Source organism: Curtobacterium sp. LFS079, assembly GCF_047977865.1.
In the GTDB taxonomy this organism is placed as follows: Bacteria; Actinomycetota; Actinomycetes; order Actinomycetales; family Micrococcaceae; genus Arthrobacter.
Genome location: NZ_JBFPFO010000004.1, coordinates 321,450 through 341,068, shown reverse-complemented (window position 1 = coordinate 341,068; position 19,619 = coordinate 321,450). Strand labels below are relative to the sequence as shown.

The window sequence follows — 19,619 nt, the reverse complement described above, 5'->3', positions numbered from 1 at the left end:
AATCGAGCTGTCCTTGACCTGCTTGATGGAAGACCTGGAGTGATGACCCGACTCAGCTCAGATGCCCTGACCGGGCTTGACCCCCGTGTAACTGTGCCCGACTATGGGCGCGCAGCCATCACCCCGGGCATTGCTCATATCGGGGTTGGGGGTTTCCACCGCGCGCACCAGGCCGTCTACCTCGACTCGCTGCTCCAGAAAGGCCTGGCTCAGGACTGGGGTCTGCTCGGCATCGGCCTCCTGCCGCAGGACGCCGCCATGCGGGACGCCCTCGCCGGTCAGGATCACCTGTACACCGTGGTGGCCAAGCACCCGGACGGCACTCTGGAGCCCCGCGTTATCGGTTCCATGCTGGACTACATGTTCGCTCCGGAGGACCCGGAGGCGGTCCTCGCCGTCCTTGCTGATCCGGCCATCCGGATCGTGTCCCTGACGATCACGGAGGGCGGCTACCATGCCGACCCCACGAGCGGGGAGCTCATTCTCGACGGTGCTCTGAGAGCCGATCTGACACCGGGCTCGGTCCCGAAGACCGCGTTCGGCCTTCTCACCGAAGCCCTGGCATGGCGGCGGGCGGCCGGTATCGTACCGTTCACCGTGATGTCGTGCGACAACATCCAGGGCAACGGCGCCCTCGCACGCCGGATGATCACCGCCTTCGCCGCACAGCGGGACCCGGAACTGGCTGAGTGGATCACCGAAAACGTGGCTTTCCCGAATTCGATGGTGGACCGCATCACCCCGGTCACCACTGAGGAGGACCGGGACGCCTTGGCTGCGGGATTCGGCATGGAGGATGCCTGGCCCGTGGTCTGCGAGCCCTTCACCCAGTGGGTTCTGGAGGACCGTTTCGCCAGCGGCCGTCCGCCGTTCGAGGCCGCCGGCGCCCAGCTGGTGGAGGATGTCCTGCCGTACGAGCTGATGAAGCTGCGGCTGCTGAACGCCGGGCATCAGGCCATCGCGTACCTCGGCGTCCTGGCAGGGTACCGCTACGCGCACGAGGCCGCCCAGGATCCGCTGTTCGCCCGTTTCCTCCTGGACTACATGGAACAGGAGGCCACCCCCACTCTCGCCCCGGTGCCCGGCGTCGACCTCGACGCGTACCGCCGCGACCTGGTGGAGCGCTTCGCGAACCCGGCAGTCGCGGACACCCTGGCCCGGCTCGCCACGGATGCCTCAGACCGTATCCCCACCTTCCTGCTGCCCGTGGTGCACGAGCGGCTCGCGCAGGGAAGCGTAACGCCGCTGGCCGCCCTGGTGGTCGCGGCCTGGGCACGCTACGCGGAAGGCGTGGACGAACACGGTGCGGTGATCGACGTTGTGGACCGGCGCCGCGACGCCGTCACCGCCCGTGCCGCACGCAACCACGAAGAGCCGCTGGCCTTCCTGCGGGACGAGAGTCTCTTCGGTGGCCTCGCCCAGAACCCCGTTTTCACTTCGCACTACACCGTAGCCCTCCGGTCCCTGCACGCTCATGGCGTGCGCGAGACGCTGCGGCGCTGGTTTGATTCCTCCGACTCCGTAAAGGACGCCTGACATGACCACCTGGCTTGACGACGCCGTCATCTACCAGATCTTCCTGCCCTCCTTCGCGGACAGCGACGGCGACGGCATCGGCGATCTGCCCGGTGCGATCGCGCGCCTGGACCACCTAGCGGAGCTCGGCATTGACACCGTCTGGTTCAACCCATGTTTCGCCTCGCCGTTCCGCGACGCCGGCTACGACGTCGCCGACTACCTCACCATCGCGCCGCGCTATGGAACCAACGCGGACATGGAGCGTTTCGTCGCCGAAGCAGGCAAACGCGGGATCCGTGTGCTCCTGGACCTCGTGGCCGGGCACACCTCCGTGAACCACCCGTGGTTCCAAGCATCCATGCAGGACCCGGACGATGCCCGGTACATCTGGTCCGACCGCCCAAGCGAGGGCTTCGTCCCGTCCCCCGGACCGCGGCCCGGCTACTACCTGAAGAACTTCTTCGACGAACAGCCGGCCCTCAACTTCGGCTACGCCCGCCTGAACCCATCCGAGCCGTGGCGGCAGAGCGTGGACGCCCCAGGGCCGCGGAAGAACCTGGACGCCCTCTTCGAGATCATGGACTATTGGCTGAGCCGCGGCGTGGCCGGATTCCGCGTGGACATGGCGTACTCGCTGGTGAAGGACGACGAAGGTTTCGACGCCACCGTCGCTCTCTGGGCGGAACTGTCCGCCCGGGTGAAGGCCGCCCACCCGGACGCCGTGCTGGTCCCAGAGAACGACCACCGCCTGGCCCCCGGCAAGGGCGCAGCTGCAGGCTTCGATGCGGACTTCTTCCTGGTCATCGAAAAGGCCCACGGCCTGCTGTTCAACAACGGCGGCGCAGGCACCCTATCCACCCTCCCGAACCACTCGGCCTGCTACTTCGACGCCGCAGGTCCGGACCCCGAGACCACCCTGGGCGACTTCCTGACCCGTTGGCAGGACCACCAGGACGGCTCCGGCGGGCACCGCCTGGTGGTGCTGCCCACCTCGGACCATGACTACTCCCGCCTGAACACCGCACCCCGCACGCCCCGGGAACTCGGCGCCGCGTTCACATTCCTCCTGACCTGGGGTTCGGTGCCGTCCATCTACTACGGCGAGGAGATCGGCATGCGCTACCTCACCGGCCTGCCCGTGCACGAAGGCAGCCAATGGAGCCCCGGCTTCAACCGCGCCGGCTGCCGCAGCCCCATGCAATGGGACAACCGCCAGCCGAACGCCGGCTTCTCCACCGCGCCGGCCGGGAAGATCTATCTGCCGCAGGACCCCGAACCGGACCGTCCCGCCGTCGCACAGCAGCTCGGCGAGCCGTCCTCGACACTGGAACGCGTTCGTCGCCTCCTCGCGCTGCGCCGCACCACCCCGGAGCTGCGCACCACGGCGGCCACCACCGTCCTCACGGCCGGCTATCCCTTCGTCTACCGCCGAGGAGAACGACACCTTGTGGTCGTGAACCCCTCCGGCACCGTCCGGGAGCTCACCCTGCCCGAGCTGCGCGGCCTCACAGCACGCCCGTTGGAAGCGGACGGCGTCATGCTCGCCGACGGCGGCACTGTCACGGTTGCCCCGTTCGGTTACGGCGTGTTTGAGATCGTCCGCGCAGGGGGCCTCGTTGTCTGAGCAGCCCGCCACTCTTTACGACGTCGCCGTGCTCGCCGGGCTCTCCGTCCTCGACGCCTCGGAGGCGCTCCACGGTGAGGCGGGGCTGCCGCGGCACCAGGCTGATCGTCTGTCGTCCGCGGTGGGGAAACTCGGCTACCACCCCGTACCCTTCATGGCCGGCGAAACCCCCATGAGCGTAAAGATCGTCGTGCCGACTGACCTCGTGGTTCTACGCACAATCAGCAAACACTGCGCAGCGCATCTTTCAGCAGCGGGGAATCGCATCCTCCGTTTTCAGCCTCCATCAGGAACTCGGCCCGGCGATTCCTGGCACAGACAACCTCAATCCCCTCCTGGCCCAGGTGACAAGGCATGCCGAGGGCACCCTGGTGATGGGACTGGACCTCGGAGGCCCACAAGCCGACGTCTTCCAAGACGCAGGTATCGCCGTCATCCAGATGGGCCAGGAGACGGACCGGTGGGACACGGTGGGGATCGATAACGAACTCGCCGCCTGGACCGCAGCCAGGCATCTGCTCGATCTCGGGCATTGGAACCTGGCCGTTCTGGCTGGAACCGACAGCACCATGACCGCACGCCGGGCAGGGTATGAGCGGGCATTGGCGGAGCATGACGTGGACACGGACCAGGACCTGGTCGTCACCACAAGCACCTCGATCGATGGCGGCTACCGCGCCATGAATGAGCTCCTGAGCCACCGTGGCCGCCCCACCGCCGTGGTCGCCGGATGCGACGAGATCGCCTTCGGAGCCCTCAAGGCGCTAGAGGAACATGACCTGGCACCACCGGAAGACGTCTCCCTTGTGGGCATCGATGATCACCCGATCAGCTCGCTTCTGCACCTGAGCACCGTCGCACAGCCAGTGGAAGACCAAGCAGCACTGGCGGCCAGTCTCCTCGCAGACCAGATCCTGGCTGGGACCGCATCCGTCCTTCCACGACGGCATTCACTGCCAACCACAATCATTCCGCGACAAACGACCCGGCGAGCACGCATCTCCTACTGATCGGCTTCGAAAAGAGGTCGAATCGGGCCAATCGCCAACGGCGACACCGCCCTGACCTGCCCTTGTTACCGGGCACCACGTCGGGCCACTGATGAATGCCTCTAAGAAGGACCCAGCATGTCACATCGCAACGCCCCGTTGACTATCGAAGGACGCCGTCGATTGGTCGAACGATGCAAGAACCGTCCGATCGCCCACATCGCCGCCGAGATGGGCATCTCCCGCACCTGCGCCTCGAAATGGGTTAAACGGCACCGGGAACACGGAGAACTCGGTCTGCTCGACCACTCCAGCGCTCCGCACCGGCAACCCACAGCAACCCCCGCAGAAGCGGTGGTCAGGATCGAGTCCATGCGGCGGGAACGGAAGTGGTCCGCTTCGCGGATCGCCTTCGAACTCACCCAGGAAGGAGTGCAGGTCTCACGCCGCACCGTGTCCCGGCACCTGAAGGCACTGGGGCTGAATCGCCGGAAGTTCATCGATCCCAACGGAGAAGCGAATCGCGAACCGCGGAAGATTATCGCCCGCCGGCCGGGCCATATGGTCCACGTCGATGTGAAGAAGGTCGGGAGAATCCCCGACGGAGGCGGGCACCGGCTCCACGGCCGCGGCAGTACCCAGGCCAAGGCCGTCGACCGAGTCAAGACTAAGGGAGCCCGCGGAGGCTACGTCTACCTGCACTCCACCGTCGACGGACATACCCGACTGGCCTACACCGAAGCCCTGCCAGATGAGAAGGCCCGCACCGCGATCGGATTCGTGACTCGCGCTAAGGCATTCTTCGCCGCCCACGGGATCGCCCAGATCGAACGGATCGTCACGGACAACGGGGCCTGCTACCGCGCTCACGACTTCGCCCACGTCCTTCAGGGATCCCGGCACCAGCGCATCACCCCGTACACACCCCGGCACAACGGAAAAGTCGAGCGCTACAACCGGATCCTGTCCGAGGAATTCCTGTACGCCCGCGAATGGACCTCAGAGACCCAGCGCGCCGAGGCCCTCTCCGTCTGGAACATCCACTACAACTACCACCGTCCACACACCGCCGTAGGAAATCAGCCACCAGCCGCCAAAGCCCGAATCGGTGTCACCAACGTCATGACCTCATACAGCTAGTGATCGATCCAGAAACTAGACATCTAGCTTTGTTTTTCGGGCTCCGGAAGCTATCTAGGCACAGTGCTCGATGAAGGTTCCCCTGTCCGAGGTGTTGTTCATTCACACCGGGAGCCGCAGCAGCATCTCTCCGCCGCCACTAGAACCTGATAACTATTTCATGCTTGCCTTCTCCCGTTATTAGGTCGGCGGCGGGCGAGCCTCCCGACTACCTTCGGTTCTAAATGGCGCAGTTAGTGAATTTACGCTAGACTTCTAGCAAATACAGCTGCCACCTTCTGACCGTTATTGGAGATACTGTGATCCCTGAGCCCCAGAGGAATCTGCAACCGCTGAGGAGCCCTTCCAGATGACTGCCGGTGCCCAGAAGGCGAAGCGCATCGGGTCTTCTGAATACGAATCACTGGCCCGTGCCGCTGCCATTGAGCTGTACCCGGACGTCAATTCGCCCGCCATGGCGTTGTGTTTCAATCTCATCCGAGCCGCAAACAGGATGACCACGGACATGGAAGTCTCGGTGCACCGCCCCATGGGCATCAGCTTCGCCGGGTACCGCCTCCTGTTCACCATCAAGTCGGTGGGACAGGTTAACCCAAACGAGCTGGCCCGGTTGTCCAGCGTTTCCACGGCTTCCATAGCCAGCTTGCTCAACACATTGGAGAAGAGCGGGCTCGTTACCCGAGAACCGGATCCAGAGGACAAGCGCAAAACCGTGGTGCAGCTTTCGGACGAAGGCGAGCAAATGCTGGCCGATCTCTTCCAGATCAACAACCAGCGCGAGCAAGCCTGGGCCGCGGGGCTCACCGAAACCGAAGCGTCGATCCTGGCCGAACTGCTGCGCAAGCTGTTGCTGCACCACCCGGCTCCCCGAACCAGCTAGAGCTATAGGAGATACTCATGAGGGCTCATGACGTCCGGTTGGACGACACCGTGATCGCCGAGCTAAGGCAACGCGCCAAAGACTTGGAGGCGCATTCCTCGTTGTGGGGCGGAGGACCAGCAATTGACTCATCAGGCTCAGCTGCTCTTTCCTCCCTGGTTGAACGGCTGGCCAACATGTATCCGTACGGGGATGCAAAGTACATCGGCCAACTCCTTAAGCCCCCGCACCCTGTGGCTTGGGTTGCGCAGGCCATTACAGCACTGATCAATCCGAATAACCATGCCATGGACGGAGGCCCGGCGACCGCGGTCCTGGAAAAGGAAGTCGTGGCCAAACTTGCGGAAATGTTCGGTTATGAAGAACATCTGGGCCATCTGACATCTTCCGGCACCATCGCAAATCTTGAGGCGCTCTGGGTTGCCAGGGAGTTGCATCCAGGCAAGGTCATACTGTCGGGAACGAACGCCCACTACACGCACGAGCGCATGTGCCGGTTGCTCGGAACCCCGCATGAAACCATTCCGGAAGACGACCTCGGCCGTCTTTCAATGGCGGATCTGAGGGTTAGGCTCGCGCAAGGCGGGGTCGGGACTGTTGTCGTCACTTTGGGTACGACCGGTCTTGGTGCACTGGACCAGGTCCATGAGGCCGCGGACCTGGCAGCCGAATTCGGAGCCCGGCTGCATATCGATGCGGCTTACGGAGGATTTCACACCCTCCTGGCAACTGGTCCCGAACCGCTGGTTGATCCTGCCCCCTTCCTGGCCATACGCCGGGCGGATTCAATCGTCGTAGATCCACATAAGCACGGACTTCAACCGTACGGATGCGGATCTGTGCTCTTCGCTGACCCATCTGTCGGCAAGCTCTACTCGCACTATTCCCCGTACACCTACTTCTCTTCTTCTGACCTTCATCTCGGTGAGATCAGCCTGGAGTGCTCCAGAGCGGGAGCGTCCGCCGCCGCATTTTGGACCACAGTTGAAGCTCTGGGATTGTCACGCGAGGGAATGGGATCGATTATCGCCGACGGCCGAAAGGCCGCGCTGCAAATAGCTGACATCATCAGAGCCGCCGACGGTGCCGAGCTCGTCGTCGAACCCGAACTTGACATCGTTTGCGCCTTCCCTCGACGTCCTACCACCGGGCAAATATCTGAGGCAACAGAGGATGCGTTCGCGGCTATGGCCCAGGACGGCTGGCACCTGGCACTGTATCGGGTCGACAGCAAGTGGCTTGCGAGGAACCATCCATGGGTCGTAGTTGATAGTGACTACACCACTGTCCTGAGATCCTGCGCCATGAAACCCGAGCACCTCCAACTGGCCCAAGAATTCAGCCACCGCCTCATTGCGTCGATGGAGCAACAGCCCCCACGGACAAGCTAAAGGTGCAGCATTGTCGCCCGCGCAGGGCCTTGAATCCGAATTACCACTGACTTTCCCGCGCACGCGCCGACCGTGGCTGATCAAACGCGGCTGGACGAGTACCTCAAGGGACTACAGGCATTGGGCGGGGCATCCAGATGCGGAGAGTCAAATTTCAGATACGCGCGTCTAGTTCTGAAGAGCTTCGACGCTAACCGACTTACAACGAAGTGAGGAATTTCCCGTGCAGTTTCACCATCACGGTTATGTATCCGGGGACCCCCGGATCCAGCCGGCAGCAGGAGTCGGCATCAACCGGCCAGTTGAACTTCCCAGCAAGGTCGACGTGCTGATCGTCGGCACCGGGCCCGCCGGCATGCTCGCGGCCGCGCAACTGTCCCAATTCCCAGGTGTCGCCACGCGCATCGTGGAGCGCCGTCCCGGGAGGCTCGCCATTGGCCAGGCGGACGGTATTCAGACCCGCACAGTAGAGACGTTCCAGGCCTTCGGATTCGCCGAGCGGATCATCGCCGAGGCATATCGGATCACCGCGACGGCATTCTGGAAGCCCGACCCCACGGACCCCTCGCGCATCACTCGCATTGCCCGTACCCCGGATGACCCCGCCGACATCAGCGAATTCCCCCACCTCGTCGTTAACCAGGCCCGCGTGCTGGACTACTTCGCCGAGTTCATGGCCAATTCGCCCACACGGATGTCCCCCGACTATGGCTTTGAGTTTCGTTCCCTGAGCGTCGCCGAGGAGGGAGAATATCCCGTCACGGTGACCCTGGTCCACACCTCCGGCCCCCACGAAGGGCAGGAACGCCTTGTCCAAGCCAAATACGTTATCGGCGCCGACGGTGCACGCAGCAAGGTCCGCGAGTCCATCGGCTGTACCCTCGCCGGAGACCAGGCCAATCACGCCTGGGGCGTCATGGATGTCCTGGCAGTCACGGACTTCCCAGATGTTCGCCTCAAGTGCGCCATCCAGTCCGGAACCGGCGGCAGCATCCTGCTGATCCCACGCGAAGGCGGCCACCTCTTCCGAATGTACGTTGACCTAGGCGAGGTGGACCCCAACAACAAGGGCGCCGTGCGCAGAACCTCCACTGATGGAATCATCCGCAAGGCCAACGAGATCCTCCACCCCTACACCCTCGACGTCCGCAGCATCGCATGGCACAGCGTGTACGAGGTTGGCCACCGGCTCACGGACCGGTTCGACGATGTCCTGCCCGAGGACCGCGGGGCACGGACCCCCCGGGTGTTCATCACCGGCGATGCCTGCCACACGCACAGCGCCAAGGCCGGCCAGGGCATGAACGTCTCCATGCAGGACGGCTTCAACCTCGCCTGGAAGCTCGGCCACGTTCTCGAGGGCCGAAGCCCCGAAAGCCTGCTGTCCACCTACTCCGAAGAGCGGCAGGTGGTGGCAAAGAACCTCATCGACTTCGACAAGGAATGGTCAACCCTCATGGCCAGAAAGCCCGAGGAGTTCGAAGACCCCTCGGGGCTCGAGGACTTCTACGTCCGCACCGCCGAGTTCCCGGCCGGATTCATGACCGAATACGCTCCCTCAGTGTTGGTAGCCGCCCCTGAATACCAGCACCTTGCAACAGGCTTCCCCATCGGCAAGCGCTTCAAGTCCGCGCCTGTCGTGCGGGCGAGTGACAGCAACCCGATGCACCTCGGCCATCACGCAACGGCGGACGGTCGCTGGCGCATCTATGTCTTCGCCGACCCCGCGACACCCCAAAACCCGAAAACCGGAACCGCCTCACCGGCCGAAGAATTCGCCGAGTGGATCGCCAATTCACCCGAATCGCCGCTCGCCGCCACTCCGGAAGGTGCCGACCCCGACGCATGGTTCGATCTGAAGGTGATCTACCAGCAGGACCACACGAGCGTCGACATCAACACCGTTCCCGCAGTGTTCAAACCCCAAGTCGGACCTTTCCAGCTCACGGACTACGAGAAGGTCTACGCCACGGATCCCGCCTCGGACATCTTCGACCTGCGCGGCGTGGACCGCGCCGGCGTCGTCGTGGTGGTCCGCCCCGACCAGTACGTGGCAAACGTCCTGCCTCTCACTGCAACGGCGGAACTGGGCGCCTTCTTTGCACCCCTGCTGCCGAACAAGAAGTCAGAGCAACTTCCATCCGCTGCGCTGCCTGGCACGCCCACCCCGACCGACGTCCACATCAGCAACGGGCGTAAGGTCGATCTCACCTTCTCGAAATGACCGGTTCGCATCTGATTCGCCAGGGCATGAGCCAAGACGGACCGCTGGGTGCCTTACCGGAACCACGATCGGCACTACCCCCAACACTTCGGTAACTCCGTTCACCGCCTGAGAATGCCGTTCAGACCTCACCCGAGAATGTGCACCACACTTTGAACTCCAGGGTGCCCCTCGGGCGGTTCTTCAGCAGGGCGTCACGGATGGTCCTGAATCGGGCCGCCGGAGTGACTCTGTATCAGGTGGCATACTCATTCCTCAATGGGGCCAGGAATAACCGTCATGCTGGGGCCAAGAAAGGTTGACACAGTCACCCGGCCGGGGTCAGTCCCGGTGAGCCCGGGTGACGAAGTGCTCAACCCGGCGGTCAGGGATTAGCCAGATCAGGGCCACGATGGCGTAGGCCGCCACTCCAAGCAGTGGCTGGACTGCGGTCAGCCCAAGGCCTGCGAGGTAAATCAGTGGGGACGTTTTGCCTTTCCAGTCCCGGCCGATTGCCTGCGCGAGGGGGCCTTTCCGGCCCTGTTGGCGGATCAGTGCCTGTTCCAGGATGAAGTAGGCGATCGCGGCGCACAGCAAGTTGATCCCGTACGTCAGCACCGGGATCTGCAGGAAACCGGACTCATCCATCCAGCGAGTGGTGAACGGGACTAGTGAAAGCCAGAACAACAAGTGCAGATTGGCCCAGAGGATAGCGCCGTTGACCCTGCTTGCCAGATGGATCATGTGGTGGTGATTATTCCAGTAAATTCCGACGTAGACGAAGCTGAGCAGGTAGCTGAGGAACGTGGGCAGGACGGACCCCAAACCACGCCAGGTCGGTTCGTCCGGCACATGGAGTTCCAGCACCATGATTGTGATGATGATGGCGAGCACACCATCACTGAACGCCTCCAGGCGGTTCTTGTTCACCGGCTTCCCTCCGTCAAAGCAACATCCTAATCAAGGATCCGCAGCCAAGGCCCGGAGGGCCCGGCGCGCGGCGACTGTGGACTCATCAAGACCTTCGCCGCTGCTGGGATCTGAACTCGTGCAGGCGCTTGCACGGAAAAACGTTAAACCCGATTTTGCGGGAGTGGGGCCTCTCTCCCCGAATCTGGCTCCGCCGGCGCGGGCGATACCTTTCTGCCCCCTGGGGTACGGAGCAGAGCGCGCAACGTCTGGATGGTGTCGGCCTCCGCGGCAGTCTTGTCGTCACGGTAGCGCTTGACGCGTGCGAACCGAAGGGCGATTCCACCCGGATAGCGGGGAGAGTGCTGGACGCCGTCGATGGCGATCTCGACCACGGTGACCGGCTCGGTCCACACCGTGCCCGCCGTACGCCGCACCTCCAACTCCTGGAACTTTTCAGTCTGCCACTGCAGCAGCGCGTCGGTGAGGCCCTTGAAAGTCTTGCCCACCATCACGTAACCGCCGGGTTCGCCGAACTCGCCGGCAGGGTCCAGGGCTCCGAGGTGCAGGTTCGACAGCAGCCCGGCGCGCCGTCCCGACCCCCATTCGCAGGCGAGCACCACCAGGTCGTAGGTAAGCACCGGCTTCACCTTGATCCAGTTCGAACCCCGCCGCCCGGCGGCGTAGGCCGAGCCCAGCGCCTTCACCACCACACCCTCGTGGCCGGCGGCCAGCGCATCGCGGGACACGCTCTCGGCAACAGCCGCATCCGCAGTGATTTTCCCCGGGATGCGGTGACCGGGGGCGATCCGCTCGAGCACGCCGATGCGTGTGGCCAGCGGCTCGTCGAGCAGGTCGCGCCCGTCGACGTGCAGCACGTCGAAAAACCACGGATGCAGCAGTGTGGTGCGCGCCGCGTTCGCCCCGAACCGGGACATGGTTTCCTGGAACGGCCGGGGCCCGCCGTCCTCGTCGAGGGCCAGGGTCTCGCCGTCGAGGATCACATCGCGCACGGGCAGTCCGCGCACCACCTCCACCACCTCAGGCAGCCGATGGGTCACTTCGGCCAGGGTGCGGGTGTAGATGTGCACGTCGTCGCCGGCACGGTGCACCTGGATGCGTGCGCCGTCGAGCTTGTATTCCACCGACGCTTCCCCCGTCGCCTCCAGCGCCTCGCCGGCACTGGCCGCGGTTGCGGCGAGCATGGGCTGCACGGGACGCCCGACGACGAGGCCGACTGCGTCAAGCTGGGCCGCGGTGCCCGTGATCGCCAGCAGGGCGGTCCCGCCGAGATCGCCGGAGAGCATCGCTGCGCGGCGTACGGCCTCGACCGGCCGGCCGGCGGCGCGGGCAACCGCATCCGTCAGTACGCCTTCGAGTGCACCGGTACGAAGTTCTCCGAGCAGCACGCCGGCGATGAAGGCCTGCTCTCGTTCGGTGGCTTCAGCCATCAGAGTCCGAAGGGTGGCGGCGCGTTCCGCGGTCGAGCCAGTCCCTGCGGCTGCCAGCAGCCGGTCCAACGCAACGTTGAGGTTGGCGATAGTGAGACTCGGCTCAGGAGCGGGCTCGCCCTTGGCCGCCCTCATGCCGCTCCAGCCGACCCCGACTCGGCCCTGGCGAGGCTTGGCGGTGAGCAAGCCGACCGCCGTCGGGATGTCCGCGGGGTCGAGCCGGAGCAGCAGGCCTGCCAGTTCGTTGACCTTGGCGACCCGGGAGCGGGTGGCCGCGACGGCTTCCGAGGTCCTCACGAGCTCATCGAGCAGCATGGCACCAGTCTGTCACGGCCGCTGCCTATGGACAGCGATTACGCCCTGTTCCAGAAGCGGCGCGTGGTACTCGACAGAACTGCGGAAACCTTCGGTGGCAACCCACTGACTCGTGGGGTGAATGCCTTGTATTCTCGTGGCACTACCCCCGACCCCTCAGAGACCTTCAGCAAGGAGAAATCATGCCCAACGACGACGAAGCACAGGTTCTGTCCCAATGGAGTCAGGAACTGGCGAGGGCGCTGCAGATCCTGGATCTTGACGTTGACCAGGAGTTGGTCCTTGACCTGGCCAGGAAATCTGCAGACTCCGTGATCCATGCGGCGGCGCCGGTGACGGCTTTCATGGTCGGTTACGCCGCCGGGCTTGAAGCCGGGAAAGGAAGCCTGGGTTCCGACGTTTCACCTGCCGAGGCGACTAACAGGGCGGCAGGCGTCGCCTTCAAGCTCTGTTCTGACCGGGCGGAAGGAAAGGGCTGGGAACCGACAAGTCAGTCCTAAGGTCGAGGACCCTTCTCCGCAGTCTTTGGCGCGGCGGCGGACGTAAGCCTTCAGTTCTGATTCCACGAGTGCCGGGACGTCCTGGACGAGCGCCGGTGAATAACGTACTCGGCCACGGCGAGGTTGATCACCCAGGAAAGCCCCATGAGTATTGCCCGGGTTGTCGTGTCTGTGGGCCCGATGACAAGCATCCAGGGGATGAACACCAGGGCTTGGGTTCCCGCGCCAAGGCCGATCGCATAGCCGCGGGTCATCCATGCGCTGTGCTGAGCGAAGTCCCGACGGCGGATCGCAAGGAATCCGAGGACGATGCTTGCGACCATGGCCGAACCAAAGATGAGCCGAAGAACGAGGAGTGCTTCGCCGTCGCTGGGCGGAAGGGCGTAGAACACCGACATCCATAAGCCGGACAAGGCCGCGAGCAGGCCGGCCGGTACCAGGATGCGTCCGGCGGTCCGGTGCCATCCGCGCGTGCCGGATCGAAGCGAGGGAACGAACTGAAAGGCCCCGAGCAGGCAGTAAACGGTGACACTGACAATGTGGGTCACCACCGGGATCGGTGATGCGAAGAAGCGCTCGTTCTGCAAAGTTACGGCTGCACCACTGGTTAGTTCAGTGAGACGTGCCGCCCCGGCTATCACCGGGATGAGGCTGAGAAAGAACAACGCGGCGGGGACGAACCACTGTGCCCGACGGCGGCCGCGGAGTGCGGGGACGGAGCTGGCTGTTTCTGTCGTCATGGCTCCGCCTTCGGCTCAGTGGTGTACGGCGTACACCTCACGAGTCACAGAGTAGGTGTACGTTGTACACTTGTCAATGGAGGACAAATGGGGGCGCAAAACGGAGGCGATATCAACGCGGGAGGCCATTTCAGATGACCCAGCAAATGGAGGCAACCCGCCGTCGCCCCCTGAGCCGGGAGCGGGTGCTGGTGGCCGCTGTCGCGCTTGCGGATGAGGCGGGCATTGAATCTCTGAGCATGCGACGGCTGGCGCAGGAGCTTGGCGTGGTCCCGATGGCGCTCTACAAGCATGTAGCCAACAAGGAAGAACTCCTTGACGGCATGGTGGACACAATCGTCGGCGAGATCGATCCGGCGGTCCGCGATGCCCCCTGGAAGATCGCGGTCCGGCTGCGGGTCCTTGCGGCGAGGCGGGTATTTCTCCGGCATCCGTGGGCCCGCCCGGTAGTTGAGACCCGTACCAACACCACGCCAGCCGTGCTGGAGTACATGGAAGCATTCGTCGGAATGTTCTTGGCGGGCGGATTCTCCGCAGACCTCACGCACCACATCATGCACGCACTGGGCAGCCGCATGTGGGGGTTTACGCAGGAGGTCTTCAACGACTCTGCGGGGCCGAACGGCACCGAGCCACAGGGCATGACCGTCGAGGCGCGGGCCGCCATGGCCCTGCAAATGGCCCAAAGCTATCCCAACCTTTTGCAAATCGCCTTGGCGGCAGCGCACGACGACGAGTCCGTTGTCGGCAGCGGCTGCGACGATCAGTTCGAGTTTGAGTTCGCGCTCGATCTGCTCCTTGACGGTTTTGAGCGGCTTCACCAGCGGGGGTGGACGTCGGACCAGTAGGCCGGCACGAAACGGGTGGGGCTGGAGGGCGTCTGGTGGTGGCCATAGGCCGGCGGCGTCGTTGTTCGAGGAAGCAGACCGGGCCTGTGGGGTTCGTTGGCCCGGACCTCTTCTTCGTTTTCCCGGGGCGTGGTCGAGGCGGCGAGGCTGCCGGTCCGGTGTCGGTCAGGGCTGGGTGATGACGACCTTTCCGAGGGCGTGTCCTTCGCCGACGTACGCGAGGGCTCGGGGCACCTCGTCAAGACCGAAGGTGCGGTCGATGTGGATGCTGACATTCCCGGCGACGCACATTTCGGTCAGCGGCTCGAAGTGCGGTGGACCCTCCTTGACGGCCAGCACCCCGAGCCGGCGGCCGGTGACCGGTCCGGCGGCAGCGCCGATCGTGAGTACCCGAAGCAGCGCCCGCACGGACCCGCCCACGCACCGATACCGGCCACTCGGAGCGAGTGCTCGATGAAGCGCGAACACGGACCGATGAGCGACCAGGTCCAAGATGAGGTCGTACGGCTCGTGATCACGGGTGAAGTCGTCCCGGCGATAGTCGATCACCTCGTCGGCGCCGAGCGATCGCATGAACTCGAGTTTGCCGCCGTTGTCGACGCCGGTGACGTGCGCACCCTGTGCTTTGGCCAGCTGGATGGCGAATGAACCCGAGCCTCCGCCCCCACCGTTGATCAGAACCCGATGACCGTTCGCGGCGCCCGCCGTGCCTTGCAGGGCGATCGCGCCGGCCTGCGGAATCGTCGATGCCTCGGCGAGCGACAGCTCGGCGGGCTTGAGGCTGAGGGCAGACTCGGGTGCGACCGCGTACTGGGCGAAGCCGCCCTTGAGCCGGAGGTTGTCGCCGTAGACCTCGTCGCCTGGCTGGAATCGAGTCACGCCAGTGCCCACGGCCTCGACCCGGCCGGCGATGTCCGAGCCAAGCGTTGGGCGCGCCGGCGTGCGCAACCCGCCCAGGCGCGCGTAGAAGGGCGAGCCACGAAGGCACTCCCAGTCGCTGAGGTTGATCGACGTCGCCGCGACCTCCACCAGTACTTGCCCGGCGGCGGGCGTGGGCGTCGGGACGTCCTCGACCCGCAATACGTCCGGGCGACCATATCGCTCGTACACGACTGCCTTCACGTCTCCTCCACCAGGTCTGGCTCGATCATGTCGTCTCGGCGCAGCGTGCCCGTTCTCAATCGCAAGGGATTCCGGCCCCCCCGGGTTTAGTCCGTAGTTGAGACCGGGTTTTCGGCCCCGGGGGAGAGGTTACGACCCCAGGCCCACCCGGCCGTGAATGCTTTTCTCGCCAACCTCGGCAGGTTGCGTGCCGGCGGCAAGGTGCACGATCAGCCATGCTGTGGTCTGGCCCCGGTCCAGCTACTCTGCGAGCCGGTTCTTCGCAGCGTGTTCCACGAGGAGCGGAACGAAGTCGCGGATCGGACCTTCACTGAGTTTGCCGTGCTCTTCGGCGACAACCGATTCGATGTCTGCACGGGGTTGTTCCGGAAAGCGCGAAGCCAGGCGATCGATCACTGCCAACAACGCTTGTGCTTCTGTCTGAGCCGCCATGGAGACATTTTTCAGCCCGTCAAGTTCAGGGTCAAGATATGTTTCGCCTGGCGCGGGTCCATGAATGCCTGTCCGAGCCTGAAGCCCGGGGAACCCAGCTTGCCGGGATACTGATAAATCGCGATGCTCATGCCAGGCTTCGGGGCTCGAGTCGAATCTCCGACTACGTCAACCGCTGATTGCTTCGCGACTAAGCTGACGCGCCGCCCAGCCGGAAAGGCTCGCCCGGTGCGAGTACACGGATGCGGTTGGGGTTGACTACAACGTCCCGGAGGGTGCCCGGGTCGGCATTGAACGGGGCGAACTCGGGGGAATCCACACTGCCCCAGTGGTGCAGGAGCAAGTCCGCGTCGGGGTAGGCATTTGCCATCTCGACCGCCCCGTCAAGGGTGAAATGCCACTCGCTGTCCGAGAAGTCGAACAATAGCGCGTCCGGAGTCGGCATGGTCAGGTGGTGTTGGCGGATCAGCCGTGAATCCCCTGGTGCCCAGATCACGCCGTCAAGGGTCTCGATCCAGAAGCCGCACGAGTCCTCATCGTGGAAGGTGCGCTGCCCCGGCTTGGGCGCAGCATTCTGCCAGGCATGGTCGGCCGGCGTGACGGTTACCCGGACCTCACCGACGGTGAAGGCATCACCGATGTCGTGGCCGTCGGCGGGCATGCCCGGTTCCTGCATCAGATCGGCGACGTAGCGGGTCGAGTGGAACCGCTGGGTGACTTCATTCAGGGCCGTACAGGTTGGCACGCTGAAATGGTCATTGTCCGCGTGAGTGACAAGGATCCCATCGAGTCGGGGGACGTCTACCGCGTGGAGCGGGAAGTCGATGAGCACGGGCATGTCGAAGTCCTGAAGCAGCGGGTCGACAGCCAGCAGCGTTCCTCGTGCGTTGATCAGAAATCCCGCCATACCGAGCCAGTAAAGGACGGTGCCGTGCGGATCATCGAAGGCCTGGGCCCGAATCGGCACCGACGGCGGGGCCATGGCCTGCCCGCGGGGGCTACGCCGGACAGGTGAGCGCGGATCGGTCATCATGTCTCCTTGGGTCAATTCGGCGGTGCAACGGGCGCTCGACCGATCGAGTCGGGACGGGCACCCGCCGGATTGTTATCAGCCGCGGGTCTGCAGGCATGCCCGCAGATCGCTACCAGACGAGCCAGCTTGGTGGTGCCAAGCGGCTGTAAACGCTCAACTCTCTTCCTCGATGATGCCCTTCAATACGCTCATCGCACCCATGCCGTTCGGCCAGCCCGTGTAGAACGCCAACTGCAGCAGGGCCTCCTTCAGTTCTTCTGCGGTGACTCCGTTCTTCAGTGCGAAGCCCAGGTGGAATTTCAGCTGCTCGGTCTTGCCCAGCGCGGTTAACGCGGCGACGGTGACGAGGCTGCGGTCTCGCTTGGACAGATCATCACGCTCCCAGACTTCGTCGAAAAGGACTTTGTCGGTGTAGTGGACCATCCCGGGAGCAAAGTCTCCGAAAGCGTTCTTGCCACCGCTCCAGCCAGTGTTCTGCTCTTTGATGCTCATGGGCTTTACTCCTTCGTCGGTGATTGGATGAGTCCAGTCCATCGCGAAAACGGCCACGGAGGGAGTCTCCAGAGAAGGGTGTACCAGTGGGGACTCCCTGATGGCCCGTGGTCGATTTAGCGTTGTTGGTATGAACACCAGGGATGAAGCACGCCAGTTTCTCATGTCCCGTCGTGCGAACATCAGCCCCGAGCAGGCCGGGCTGCCGGTCTCGGGGCACCGTCGCGTGGCGGGCTTGAGGCGGGGCGAGGTGGCGACGCTCGCGGGCGTGAGTCCGGAGTACTACGCCAAGATCGAGAGAGGCAACCTCGTCGGAGTTTCTGACTCCGTACTGGAGTCCGTCTCTCGGGCCCTGCAGCTCGACGACGCCGAGCGCGAGCACCTTTTTGACCTGGCGCGGGCCGCAAACGGTGGTGCACAGCCCGTTCGCCGGCGCAAGGCGAAGACCTGGGTGCCACGGGAGAGCTTGACCCGTGCGCTGGACGTGATCGTGAATGGCCCGGCGTTCGTGCGCAACGGGCGGATGGACATCCTGGGCACCAACGCCCTGGGCCGAGTCTTCTACGACGAGGTCTTCGACGGTCCCGGCCAGGGGAACCTTGCCCGGTACTGCTTCCTCGACGAGCGGGCCAAGGCGTTCTATCCAGACTGGGAAGCGGCTGCTGACGTCACCGTGGCGATCCTTCGCACAGAAGCAGGCCATGACCCTCGGGACAAGCAGCTCCACGACCTCGTCGGAGAGCTTTCCACCCTCAGCGATGCGTTCCGCACACGATGGGGAACCCATAATGTCCGCCGCCACGGCTCAGGCACGAAGAACTTCCACCACCACGAGGTGGGAGACATCACCCTCAGTTACGAGGGACTGGAGCTCACTGCCGAGCCGGGACTTTCGTTCCTGATCTACACAGCCGAGCCCGGTTCTCCGAGCGAACAACGGCTCCAGTTGCTGGCGAGCCTCGCCGCCACCGTGAGCGCGTCCTCGCCGCGGCATCCGGCGCTCGACAACATTGCCACGAAGAAAGGCTGATCATGCACACCAGAACACTTGGCCAGGGCCTCGAGGTCTCCGCGATCGGGCTCGGCGCGATGGGCATGTCCCAGAGTTACGGACCCAACCCCGGCGATCGCGATGAGATGATCGACGTGCTGCGCTCGGCCGTCGACGAGGGCGTGACGTTTTTCGACACGGCAGAGGTCTACGGGCCTTACGTCAACGAGGAGCTCGTCGGTGAGGCGCTCGAGCCGATCCGCGACCGGGTGGTGATCGCCACTAAGTTCGGCTGGAACATCAAAGACGGGCGGATGGCGGGGCTGAACAGCCGACCCGAGCAGATTCGCCGCGTCGCCGAGGCGTCGCTGAAACGGCTCCGCACCGAGGCGATCGACTTGTTCTATCAGCATCGCGTCGACCCCGATGTGCCGATCGAGGATGTTGCCGGCACCGTCGGCGAGCTCATCGCCGAGGGCAAGGTGAAGCATTTCGGCCTCTCCGAGGCATCGGCCGCCACGATCCGCCGCGCTCACGCCGTGCACCCGGTCGCCGCGGTCCAGAGCGAGTATTCGCTCTGGACACGTGATCCTGAAGCAGAGGTGCTGCCGACCCTGGCGGATCTCGGAATCGGATTCGTGCCGTTTAGCCCGCTCGGCAAGGGCTTCCTCACTGGCACAGTCGACGCATCCACCGCGTTCACCGAGGGCGACATCCGCAACCGTGTCCCAAGGTTCGAGACGGAGAACCTCGCCGCGAATCAGGCGCTCGTAGACACTGTGAAGGGCCTCGCCGACGCGAAGTGTGCGATGCCGAGCCAGATCGCCCTGGCCTGGTTGCTGGCACAGCAGCCGTGGATCGTGCCGATCCCCGGTACCCGACGCACCGAGCGTATCCGCGAAAACGCAGCAGCCACCCAGCTCGCACTCTCCGCGGACGAGCGCGCGGACCTCGACAGCCTCGCCCAGCGCATCGGCGTCCGCGGCGAGCGCTACAACGCCGAGCACATGGCGTACGTCAACCACTGATCACAAAAAAGGA

The 19,619-nt window shown here is 64.2% G+C and carries 18 protein-coding genes; 11 read left to right on the top strand and 7 right to left on the bottom strand.

Annotation, left to right across the window (positions count from 1 at the left end; all coding sequences use genetic code 11):
- Positions 1-42 precede the first annotated feature (42 nt).
- From ACNQPB_RS09855 to ACNQPB_RS09825, 7 genes are all read left to right on the top strand, one after another.
- Positions 43-1,536: a mannitol dehydrogenase family protein gene (locus ACNQPB_RS09855; protein WP_498751214.1), complete on the top strand. Its 1,494-nt coding sequence runs from the start codon at positions 43-45 to the stop codon at positions 1,534-1,536.
- A gap of 1 nt (position 1,537) precedes the next feature.
- Positions 1,538-3,142, top strand: coding sequence for an alpha-amylase family glycosyl hydrolase (locus tag ACNQPB_RS09850; RefSeq protein ID WP_498751212.1), 1,605 nt, complete (start codon positions 1,538-1,540; stop codon positions 3,140-3,142).
- 344 nt (positions 3,143-3,486) lie between these two features.
- A complete protein-coding gene (locus tag ACNQPB_RS09845; RefSeq protein ID WP_498751211.1) occupies positions 3,487-4,152 on the top strand; it encodes a LacI family DNA-binding transcriptional regulator in 666 nt (221 codons plus the stop codon).
- Positions 4,153-4,269: 117 nt separating this feature from the next.
- Complete coding sequence (locus tag ACNQPB_RS09840) at positions 4,270-5,271, top strand: IS481 family transposase (RefSeq protein WP_498751209.1); 1,002 nt, start codon at positions 4,270-4,272, stop codon at positions 5,269-5,271.
- A 349-nt stretch (positions 5,272-5,620) separates the two neighbouring features.
- On the top strand, positions 5,621-6,151 hold the full coding sequence (locus ACNQPB_RS09835; RefSeq protein WP_498751207.1) for a MarR family winged helix-turn-helix transcriptional regulator: 531 nt from the start codon (positions 5,621-5,623) through the stop codon (positions 6,149-6,151).
- A gap of 17 nt (positions 6,152-6,168) precedes the next feature.
- A complete protein-coding gene (locus tag ACNQPB_RS09830; protein ID WP_498751205.1) occupies positions 6,169-7,542 on the top strand; it encodes a pyridoxal phosphate-dependent decarboxylase family protein in 1,374 nt (457 codons plus the stop codon).
- Positions 7,543-7,765: 223 nt separating this feature from the next.
- Positions 7,766-9,766, top strand: coding sequence for an FAD-binding monooxygenase (locus ACNQPB_RS09825; protein WP_498751203.1), 2,001 nt, complete (start codon positions 7,766-7,768; stop codon positions 9,764-9,766).
- Between the two features lie 321 nt (positions 9,767-10,087).
- On the opposite strand, the gene ACNQPB_RS09820 is transcribed toward ACNQPB_RS09825, so the two are convergent.
- Positions 10,088-10,675 (bottom strand): TMEM175 family protein, encoded by a 588-nt coding sequence (locus ACNQPB_RS09820; protein ID WP_498751201.1) that lies wholly within the window; start codon positions 10,673-10,675, stop codon positions 10,088-10,090.
- 143 nt (positions 10,676-10,818) lie between these two features.
- Entirely contained in the window at positions 10,819-12,420 is a 1,602-nt protein-coding gene (locus ACNQPB_RS09815) for an ATP-dependent DNA ligase (RefSeq protein WP_498751200.1), read from the bottom strand.
- 182 nt (positions 12,421-12,602) lie between these two features.
- Here ACNQPB_RS09815 and ACNQPB_RS09810 point away from each other — a divergent pair, with 182 nt between their 5' ends.
- Positions 12,603-12,920 carry a DUF6457 domain-containing protein gene (locus tag ACNQPB_RS09810; protein WP_498751198.1) on the top strand — a complete coding sequence of 106 codons (318 nt, stop codon included), beginning with the start codon at positions 12,603-12,605 and terminating at the stop codon, positions 12,918-12,920.
- 50 nt (positions 12,921-12,970) lie between these two features.
- Here ACNQPB_RS09810 and ACNQPB_RS09805 read toward each other — a convergent pair whose 3' ends face one another.
- Positions 12,971-13,660 (bottom strand): DUF2306 domain-containing protein, encoded by a 690-nt coding sequence (locus tag ACNQPB_RS09805; protein ID WP_498751196.1) that lies wholly within the window; start codon positions 13,658-13,660, stop codon positions 12,971-12,973.
- A gap of 134 nt (positions 13,661-13,794) precedes the next feature.
- Between ACNQPB_RS09805 and ACNQPB_RS09800 the strand changes: the two genes are divergently transcribed.
- Positions 13,795-14,508: a TetR/AcrR family transcriptional regulator gene (locus ACNQPB_RS09800; RefSeq protein ID WP_498751195.1), complete on the top strand. Its 714-nt coding sequence runs from the start codon at positions 13,795-13,797 to the stop codon at positions 14,506-14,508.
- 165 nt (positions 14,509-14,673) lie between these two features.
- On the opposite strand, the gene ACNQPB_RS09795 is transcribed toward ACNQPB_RS09800, so the two are convergent.
- From ACNQPB_RS09795 to ACNQPB_RS09780, 4 genes are all read right to left on the bottom strand, one after another.
- Entirely contained in the window at positions 14,674-15,630 is a 957-nt protein-coding gene (locus tag ACNQPB_RS09795) for an NAD(P)-dependent alcohol dehydrogenase (RefSeq protein ID WP_498751194.1), read from the bottom strand.
- A gap of 240 nt (positions 15,631-15,870) precedes the next feature.
- The gene (locus tag ACNQPB_RS09790; RefSeq protein WP_498751192.1) at positions 15,871-16,062 is read right to left on the bottom strand and encodes a three-helix bundle dimerization domain-containing protein; all 192 of its coding nucleotides are present in this window, start codon (positions 16,060-16,062) and stop codon (positions 15,871-15,873) included.
- Between the two features lie 190 nt (positions 16,063-16,252).
- Positions 16,253-17,095 carry an MBL fold metallo-hydrolase gene (locus ACNQPB_RS09785; RefSeq protein WP_498751191.1) on the bottom strand — a complete coding sequence of 281 codons (843 nt, stop codon included), beginning with the start codon at positions 17,093-17,095 and terminating at the stop codon, positions 16,253-16,255.
- Between the two features lie 153 nt (positions 17,096-17,248).
- Positions 17,249-17,587, bottom strand: coding sequence for a carboxymuconolactone decarboxylase family protein (locus tag ACNQPB_RS09780; RefSeq protein WP_498751189.1), 339 nt, complete (start codon positions 17,585-17,587; stop codon positions 17,249-17,251).
- Between the two features lie 130 nt (positions 17,588-17,717).
- On the opposite strand from ACNQPB_RS09780, the gene ACNQPB_RS09775 reads away from it, so the two are divergent.
- Positions 17,718-18,617: a helix-turn-helix transcriptional regulator gene (locus ACNQPB_RS09775; protein ID WP_498751187.1), complete on the top strand. Its 900-nt coding sequence runs from the start codon at positions 17,718-17,720 to the stop codon at positions 18,615-18,617.
- A 2-nt stretch (positions 18,618-18,619) separates the two neighbouring features.
- On the top strand, positions 18,620-19,606 hold the full coding sequence (locus ACNQPB_RS09770; RefSeq protein ID WP_498751185.1) for an aldo/keto reductase: 987 nt from the start codon (positions 18,620-18,622) through the stop codon (positions 19,604-19,606).
- The last annotated feature ends 13 nt before the right edge of the window (positions 19,607-19,619 follow it).

Excerpts from the sequence above, each read along its gene's own strand:
- ACNQPB_RS09855 (WP_498751214.1), top strand. The coding sequence starts at position 43 with ATGACCCGACTCAGCTCAGATGCCCTGACCGGGCTTGACCCCCGTGTA.
- ACNQPB_RS09850 (WP_498751212.1), top strand. The coding sequence starts at position 1,538 with ATGACCACCTGGCTTGACGACGCCGTCATCTACCAGATCTTCCTGCCC.
- ACNQPB_RS09840 (WP_498751209.1), top strand. The coding sequence starts at position 4,270 with ATGTCACATCGCAACGCCCCGTTGACTATCGAAGGACGCCGTCGATTG.
- ACNQPB_RS09835 (WP_498751207.1), top strand. The coding sequence starts at position 5,621 with ATGACTGCCGGTGCCCAGAAGGCGAAGCGCATCGGGTCTTCTGAATAC.
- ACNQPB_RS09830 (WP_498751205.1), top strand. The coding sequence starts at position 6,169 with ATGAGGGCTCATGACGTCCGGTTGGACGACACCGTGATCGCCGAGCTA.
- ACNQPB_RS09815 (WP_498751200.1), bottom strand. The coding sequence starts at position 12,420 with ATGCTGCTCGATGAGCTCGTGAGGACCTCGGAAGCCGTCGCGGCCACC.
- ACNQPB_RS09810 (WP_498751198.1), top strand. The coding sequence starts at position 12,603 with ATGCCCAACGACGACGAAGCACAGGTTCTGTCCCAATGGAGTCAGGAA.
- ACNQPB_RS09805 (WP_498751196.1), bottom strand. The coding sequence starts at position 13,660 with ATGACGACAGAAACAGCCAGCTCCGTCCCCGCACTCCGCGGCCGCCGT.
- ACNQPB_RS09800 (WP_498751195.1), top strand. The coding sequence starts at position 13,795 with ATGACCCAGCAAATGGAGGCAACCCGCCGTCGCCCCCTGAGCCGGGAG.
- ACNQPB_RS09790 (WP_498751192.1), bottom strand. The coding sequence starts at position 16,062 with ATGGCGGCTCAGACAGAAGCACAAGCGTTGTTGGCAGTGATCGATCGC.
- ACNQPB_RS09785 (WP_498751191.1), bottom strand. The coding sequence starts at position 17,095 with ATGATGACCGATCCGCGCTCACCTGTCCGGCGTAGCCCCCGCGGGCAG.
- ACNQPB_RS09780 (WP_498751189.1), bottom strand. The coding sequence starts at position 17,587 with ATGAGCATCAAAGAGCAGAACACTGGCTGGAGCGGTGGCAAGAACGCT.
- ACNQPB_RS09775 (WP_498751187.1), top strand. The coding sequence starts at position 17,718 with ATGAACACCAGGGATGAAGCACGCCAGTTTCTCATGTCCCGTCGTGCG.
- ACNQPB_RS09770 (WP_498751185.1), top strand. The coding sequence starts at position 18,620 with ATGCACACCAGAACACTTGGCCAGGGCCTCGAGGTCTCCGCGATCGGG.